Annotated in this window: 7 protein-coding genes; 5 read left to right on the forward strand and 2 right to left on the reverse strand. The window is 69.5% G+C overall.

The features are described from left to right. From ACFQ36_RS19050 to ACFQ36_RS19060, 3 genes are all read left to right on the forward strand, one after another. Positions 1–484 (forward strand): ComEC/Rec2 family competence protein (locus ACFQ36_RS19050; RefSeq protein WP_377016482.1); only part of this gene is annotated, 484 nt, incomplete at its 5' end. 81 nt (positions 485–565) lie between these two features. Continuing rightward, complete coding sequence (gene holA / locus ACFQ36_RS19055) at positions 566–1,597, forward strand: DNA polymerase III subunit delta (RefSeq protein ID WP_377016484.1); 1,032 nt, start codon at positions 566–568, stop codon at positions 1,595–1,597. A gap of 103 nt (positions 1,598–1,700) precedes the next feature. Further along, positions 1,701–2,450, forward strand: a complete 750-nt coding sequence (locus tag ACFQ36_RS19060) for a YqjF family protein (protein WP_377016486.1) — start codon at positions 1,701–1,703, stop codon at positions 2,448–2,450. Positions 2,451–2,574: 124 nt separating this feature from the next. On the opposite strand, the gene rpsT is transcribed toward ACFQ36_RS19060, so the two are convergent. Both rpsT and ACFQ36_RS19070 read right to left on the reverse strand, forming a co-directional pair. Then, the gene (gene rpsT / locus ACFQ36_RS19065) at positions 2,575–2,835 is read right to left on the reverse strand and encodes a 30S ribosomal protein S20 (protein ID WP_377016488.1); all 261 of its coding nucleotides are present in this window, start codon (positions 2,833–2,835) and stop codon (positions 2,575–2,577) included. Positions 2,836–3,027: 192 nt separating this feature from the next. Then, a complete protein-coding gene (locus ACFQ36_RS19070; protein WP_377016490.1) occupies positions 3,028–3,657 on the reverse strand; it encodes a type II toxin-antitoxin system PemK/MazF family toxin in 630 nt (209 codons plus the stop codon). Between the two features lie 163 nt (positions 3,658–3,820). Between ACFQ36_RS19070 and lepA the strand changes: the two genes are divergently transcribed. Next, the gene (gene lepA / locus ACFQ36_RS19075; RefSeq protein ID WP_377016493.1) at positions 3,821–5,674 is read left to right on the forward strand and encodes a translation elongation factor 4; all 1,854 of its coding nucleotides are present in this window, start codon (positions 3,821–3,823) and stop codon (positions 5,672–5,674) included. A 48-nt stretch (positions 5,675–5,722) separates the two neighbouring features. Next, positions 5,723–6,952: a radical SAM family heme chaperone HemW gene (gene hemW / locus ACFQ36_RS19080; RefSeq protein WP_377016495.1), complete on the forward strand. Its 1,230-nt coding sequence runs from the start codon at positions 5,723–5,725 to the stop codon at positions 6,950–6,952. Positions 6,953–7,141 lie beyond the last annotated feature (189 nt).

A 7,141-nucleotide genomic window follows, 5' to 3' on the forward strand; every position in this document is an offset into this window, starting at 1 on the left:
GTCGGCCGGCGTCCAGGCGCAGCGGGGCGGGGCCGGCCTGGCGGGCACGGCGGGCAGCCTCCGCTGGGAGATCCTCTGGCCGGTACCGGGCAGGGCGCCGCCCGAGGAAAACGACGCGAGCCTGGTACTGCGTGTCCATGCGGGCGCAGGTACCGCCCAGCAGCTGTCGGTGCTGCTCACCGGGGATCTGGAGAGTGAAGCGGCCGGCGCGTTGCTGATGCGGCTGGGCACTGCCGTCCCGCCGGTCGACGTGCTGAAGATCAGCCACCACGGCGCCCGCAACGGGGGCACCGCCCTGATCGAGGCGCTGCAGCCGAAGGCAGCGGTCATCTCCGTGGGCCGCGGTAACGACTACGGACACCCGGCCCCGGAAATCATCGCCGCCTTGGAGCGGAACCAGGTGGCGGCATTCCGTACCGATGTGCTCGGGACCATCACACTGGCTGCCGCCGACGGAAGGCTGGAGGTCGGGGCGCTGCGCTGAACCGGCTTGGGATTTGCCCGGGCATCGTGACACTGTAGATGCCGGGGCATGCACAGCATGCCGGACCAAGGAGGAACAGGCTTGAACCCGACCCCGGCATCCCGGACATCCAAGGCAAAGGCGTCCGGCGCTGGCAAGACGGCCGCCGGCGCCGGCACCGTTTCATGGCGCGAGGTGGAGCCGGCTCCGATCGTCCTGGTCAGCGGCCCGGAAGACTACCTGGCGCAGCGTGCCAAACAACGGCTGCGGGCCCTCGTGCGCGCGCAGCAACCCGACGTCGAACTGACGCTCATGGACGCCGCCGGGTACGCACCCGGGGAACTGGCCATGACGGCGAGCCCCAGCCTCTTTGGCGAGTCCAAGCTGATCGAGGTGTCGTCGGTTGCGCAGATGAACGATGAGTTCCTCAAGGACGCGCTGGCCTACGTCCAGTCGCCCGCGGAAGACGCCATCCTGGTGCTTCACCACGCCGGCGGGGTGCGGGGCAAGAAGCTGCTGGACGCGGTCAGGGCCTCGGGGGCGCCGGTGGTGGATTGCCAGGCCCTGAAGAAGGACAGCGACAAACTGGACTTTGTCCGCCGCGAATTCAAGGACGCCCGGCGCAGCATTGATGCGGGCGCGGCCCAGGCCCTGGTGGCCGCCGTCGGTTCCTCGCTGCCGGATCTGGCTGCGGCCTGTGCCCAGCTGATCGCGGACACCACCGGAAGCATCACCGAGGAAGCCGTGGACAAGTACTACGGCGGCAGGGTCGAGGCCACCGGGTTCAAGGTGGCCGACGCCGCGGTTTCCGGGCGGGGAGACCTCGCCCTGGCCGCCTTGCGGCACGCCCTGGCCACCGGGCTGGACCCGGTGCCGATCGTGGCCGTGTTGGCGCTGAAGCTGCGGCAGATCGCCAAGGTGAAAGGCGCCTCCGTGACCGCGAAGGACCTGGGCATGGCTCCGTGGCAGTTCGACCAGGCTCGCAAAGAGGCCCGCTACTGGGATCCGGAGTCCCTGGCCCGCTGCATCCGGCTGCTGGCGGAAACCGACGCGCAGGTGAAGGGGAGCGCCAAGGATCCCCAGTACGCCGTCGAGCGCGCCGTCACCGTCATCGCCGCCAGCGCCGGCCGCTGAATCCGTACCGCCCCGGGCGGGCCAGGACCGCGGGCCCCATCCGGCCGGGCAGGGGCGGCCCGCCTCCCGTCCATACCGGGCCACCGGCTGCTAGATTTGCCGCATGCAGCCACACCGCTTCGGCGACGCCGGTGGGGGAGCTGCCGGACCGGAGTTGCCCCGGCCGCTCCTGCTGGCGCAGTCCTGGTCCGACGCCGTCTTCCTGCACTGGCGCATCAGCGCCTCCGCCGCGGCCCCGTACATGCCTGCCGGGGTCGAACCCGACCTGTTCGAGGGCTCGACCTGGGTGGGGCTGATCGGCTTCCGCGTGCACGGCACGCACCTGGCGGCAGCCCTGCCGCTGCCGTATGCCGGGTCCTTCACCGAGGTCAATGTGCGCCTGTATTCCCGCGGCTCGGACGGAACACGCGGGGTGGTGTTCCTGTCGCTGGACGCCTCCAGGCTGGCGTTCGTGCTCGCCGCCCGTGCGGCAGGGCTGCGCTACGTGTGGTCGCGGTGCCGGCCCGCGCTGACCAGGGATCCGGCACCCGGCTACGGGTACGACGTCGACCGCTACCGCGGGCAGGCGGCCTCCTCGTTCGCCGTGCGTCCGGACCTGGCCCGGGAGGCCGGCGACCGGTTGTCGCTGTGGCTGACGGCCCGGTTCGGCCTGCACAGCCGCTTCGCCGGCCGCACGGTGTATCTTCCCAATTCGCACCGGCCGTGGCCGCTGCATCCTGCCGCACTGACCCGGCTCGAGGACGCACTGGTGGCGGCGGCCGGAATCGCCGTCGGGGGACCGCCGGAATCGGTGTTGTTCTCCCCGGGCGTGCGCACCCGGTTCGGCCGGCCTTCGATTCTGCGCCGGCCCTGAGTTCCGCCAACGCCGGCCGGCCGCCTTGGCGGCGGCCGGCCAAAAGGCTGGAGGCCGACGCCCGGTGCGGGCGGCGGCCTCCAGCCTTGAAACACAGGTCCAGCCGGTTGGCTGGGCATCGGCCTCAGAGGGCGTTGACCTTCTTGGCGATGGCGGACTTGCGGTTAGCGGCGTTGTTCTTGTGGATGACGCCCTTGCTAACAGCCTTGTCCAGCTTGCGGCTGGCGGCAGCCAGAGCCGTGACGGCAACATCCTTGTTGGAAGCTCCGACGGCGGTGTTGACCGCACGGATGGCCGTCTTCAGCTCGGACTTGACCGAGTTGTTGCGCTGGCGGGCCTTCTCGTTGGTGAGAATGCGCTTCTTCTGGGACTTAATATTGGCCACTTATAAACTCTCTTTGTAATGCGGACTGGTCTGGTGAGGGCATGCCGGACCAACTATTGACTGAGCGGCGTGGGGATACCGTAATGGCAGCCGGTCCGGGGTGCCCGCAGACCTGCGCGGACACACAGCTGTAAATATTAGCAGACCAGCCGCCTAATCCGTGCCGTGTCGCAATCCGGTTTCCGGCTGCCCCTAGGACCAGCCGTGCAGCTGCCGCAGCGCCTTGGCCACCCGGTCGAAGGCTGCCTTGCCCATCACCGCGCCTTCCCGGCGGATGTCCCGCGGATCGATCTGCAGGACGCGGTCCAGTTTGGCCTCGCTGGGCCGGCCCTTGGAGTCCCACGGTCCGGTGCCGACGTCGAGATAGTCCCCATCCCGGCGGCTGCCGTTGTTGCGGTCCTTGCTGGTCAGCATCAGCCCCAGCAGCCGCTTGCCGTTGCGGCCGATCAGCAGTACCGGACGGTCCTTGCCCTGGCTGTAGTCCTCCTCGAACGGCACCCAGGTCCACACCACCTCGCCCGGATCCGGATCTCCGTCGGGATTGGGCGCGTAACCGACCTTGGCCCGGCCGCGGAAGTCCCCGGGGTAGGCCGAGCTGAGCCCCGGGGTGCCGCGTCCGGCAGCGGCCCGCCCTGCGGGCTTGTCGGCCGCGGTCCTGCGGACAGGTGCCTTGGCTGCCGGCTTCCTGCCGGGGGACGTTTTCCCGGTTGCCGGCGTGCCGGTCCTGCCGGAGGATGTGCCGCCGGTTCCGGGCGCGGCGGCTCGGATGATCTTGGTCGCGCCCCGCAGGATGCGGCCCAGTGTCTTCGTATCGAATGCCATGGATCAACGCTACCCGGCACATCACCGGGTTCCTGTTGGGGGATTGGTCACGGTACGTGGGACACTGTTAAATCGAGTTGAATCGACTGTAATTTCGGCATGGGCCGTTTCACGGGCCGGGCGCGGTCCAGCCGGCTGCCGCCACAAGTTTTAGGGAGCTCCTTTGTCACCCATGGCACGCACCGCGCCGGTGCCCGCCGCCACTGATCCGGCGATCATCAGGAACTTCTGCATCATCGCCCACATCGACCATGGGAAGTCGACGCTGGCGGACCGCATGCTGCAGCTGACCGGCGTCGTCGAGCAGCGGGACATGCGCGCCCAATACCTGGACCGGATGGATATCGAGCGCGAACGCGGCATCACCATCAAGTCCCAGGCCGTGCGCATGCCGTGGGAGGTGGACGGCACCGCCTATGCCCTGAACATGATCGACACCCCGGGCCACGTGGACTTCACCTACGAGGTTTCCCGTTCCCTGGCCGCCTGCGAGGGGGCCGTCCTGCTGGTGGACGCGGCCCAGGGCATCGAGGCCCAGACCTTGGCCAACCTGTACCTCGCCATGGAAAACGACCTGACCATCATCCCGGTATTGAACAAGATCGACCTGCCGGCCGCCCAGCCGGAGAAGTACGCGGCGGAACTGGCCAACCTGATCGGCGGGGACCCGGAGGATGTGCTGAAGGTCTCAGGCAAGACCGGCCAGGGCGTCGAGGCGCTGCTGGACAAGATCGTCAGGGAACTGCCGGCCCCGGTGGGCGACGCCGACGCCCCGGCCCGGGCGATGATTTTCGACTCGGTCTACGACACCTACCGCGGCGTCGTGACCTATGTCCGCGTGGTGGACGGCAAGCTCAGCCCGCGTGAACGGATCCAGATGATGTCCACCAAGGCCAGCCACGAGCTGCTGGAGATCGGCGTGAGCTCCCCGGAGCCGACGCCGACCAACGGCCTGGGCGTGGGCGAGGTGGGCTACCTGATCACCGGGGTGAAGGACGTGCGCCAGTCCAAGGTCGGCGATACGGTCACGAACCTGGCCCGGCCGGCGGCGGAATCCCTCGGCGGCTACGCCGATCCCAAGCCCATGGTCTTCTCCGGGCTCTATCCGATCGACGGCTCGGACTACCCGGCGCTGCGCGAGGCGCTGGACAAGCTCAAGCTCAACGACGCCGCCCTGATCTACGAACCGGAGACCTCCGCGGCCCTGGGCTTCGGCTTCCGCGTGGGCTTCCTCGGCCTGCTGCACCTGGAGATCGTGCGCGAGCGGCTGGAGCGCGAGTTCAACCTGGACCTGATTTCCACGGCCCCGAACGTGATCTACGAGGTCACCACCGAGGACAAGAACGTCGTCACCGTGACCAACCCGAGCGAATTCCCCACCGGCAAGGTGCTGGAGGTGCGCGAGCCGATGGTCTCGGCGACCATCCTGGCCCCGAACGAGTTCGTCGGCGCCATCATGGAGCTGTGCCAGTCCCGCCGAGGGGACATGAAGGCCATGGACTACCTCTCCGAGGACCGCGTGGAGCTGCGCTACCGGCTGCCGCTGGCCGAGATCGTCTTCGACTTCTTCGACCAGCTCAAGTCCAAGACCCGCGGCTACGCCTCGCTGGACTGGAAGGCCGACGGGGACCAGGTCGCGGATCTGGTCAAGGTGGACATCCTGCTCCAGGGCGAGCAGGTCGACGCCTTCAGCGCCATCACGCACAAGGACAAGGCGTATGCCTACGGGGTGATGATGACCTCCAAGCTGCGCGAGCTGATCCCGCGCCAGCAGTTCGAGGTGCCCATCCAGGCTGCCATCGGCTCGCGCATCATCGCCCGCGAGAACATCCGCGCCATCCGCAAGGACGTGCTGGCCAAGTGCTACGGCGGCGACATCAGCCGCAAGCGCAAGCTGCTGGAGAAGCAGAAGGAAGGCAAGAAGCGGATGAAGATGGTTGGCCGGGTGGAGGTCCCGCAGGAGGCCTTCATCGCCGCGCTGTCCTCCGAGGAAACCAAGGACAAAGCCAAGAAGTGACGTTTTACCCTGCCCCGTCCCGGGGCCCGTGCGGGGAAGGAGCCGCCGGTGCCTAGCATTCTTCCGGTGGGGGATCCGGCCCCGGCCGACGGCGTGCTGCCGGCCCAGGCGGCCGCCGGCGCCGCCGGGCGGCGCTTCTGCCTGTATGTGCACATCCCGTTCTGCGCCGTGCGCTGCGGCTATTGCGACTTCAACACCTACACGGCCAAAGAGCTCGGCTCGGGCGTGTCCCAGGATCAGTACGCCGGGACCCTCGGCACCGAGCTGGACCTGGCGGCGCAGGTGCTGGAACGTTCCGGCGTACCGGCGCGCCCGCTGTCCACGGTGTTCTTCGGCGGCGGCACGCCCACCCTGCTGCCGGCCGAAGACCTCGCCCGCATCCTGGCCCGGGCCGGCGGGCTGTGGGGCCTGGTCCCCGGGGCCGAGGTGACCACCGAGGCCAACCCGGATTCCGTCACCCCCGAATCGCTGCAGCTGCTGGCCGCGGCCGGCTTTACAAGGGTGTCCTTCGGGATGCAGTCGGCGGTCCCGCATGTGCTCAAGGTGCTGGACCGCACGCACAATCCGGCACGGGTGCCCGAGGCCGTGCGCTGGGCCAGGGACGCGGGGCTCAAGGTCAGCCTGGACCTGATCTACGGCACGCCGGGGGAGTCCATGCAGGATTGGGAGGCAAGCCTGGAAGCCGCCATCGCCTGCGAACCGGACCACATCTCGGCCTACGCCCTGATCGTCGAGGACGGCACCCGGCTGGCCGCGCAGATCCGCCGCGGCCAGGTGCCCGATATCGACGACGACGACCATGCCGCCAAATACGAAGCCGCGGATGCGCTGCTGGCGGCCGCCGGCTACGGCTGGTACGAGGTGAGCAACTGGGCGCGGACCGAGGCGGACCGCTGCCGGCACAACCTGGCCTACTGGCGCGGCGACGACTGGTGGGGTGCCGGACCGGGTGCTCACTCCCATGTCGGCGGCGTCCGCTGGTGGAACGTGAAGCACCCGCTGGCCTACGCCGGGCGCCTGACGGCGGGGGAGTCCCCGGCGGCCGGCCGGGAAACCCTGGACGCGGAGACCCGGCAACTCGAGCACGTGATGCTGCAGACCCGGATCATCGACGGGCTGGCCACCACTGACCTGGGTCCCAACGGGCGCCGGGAGGTCGCCGGCCTGATTGCGGAGGGCCTGATCGATGGCGGCCAGGCCGTGCGGGGGCGGGTCCGGCTGACGCTGCAGGGCCGCGCCCTGGCCGACGCCGCCGTCCGGCGGCTGCTCGAGGACTAGCTGCCAAGGGCCAGCCCGAGCGAGGTGAGCAGGCGAGCGGCCAGGGGTCCCTCGCACGGAGCGTGCGGGGAGGCCGCGAACGGGCCGGGGAAGGGCCGCGGCCCTTCCCCGGCCCGCGGACCTGGCGGTCAGCGGGCCCGGCGCCCGTCGTCGGTGCCTTCGGCCTCGATCCGTTCCTGCCGGACCTCT

This window comes from Arthrobacter sp. GCM10027362 (genome assembly GCF_042679445.1).
Taxonomy (GTDB): Bacteria; Actinomycetota; Actinomycetes; order Actinomycetales; family Micrococcaceae; genus Crystallibacter.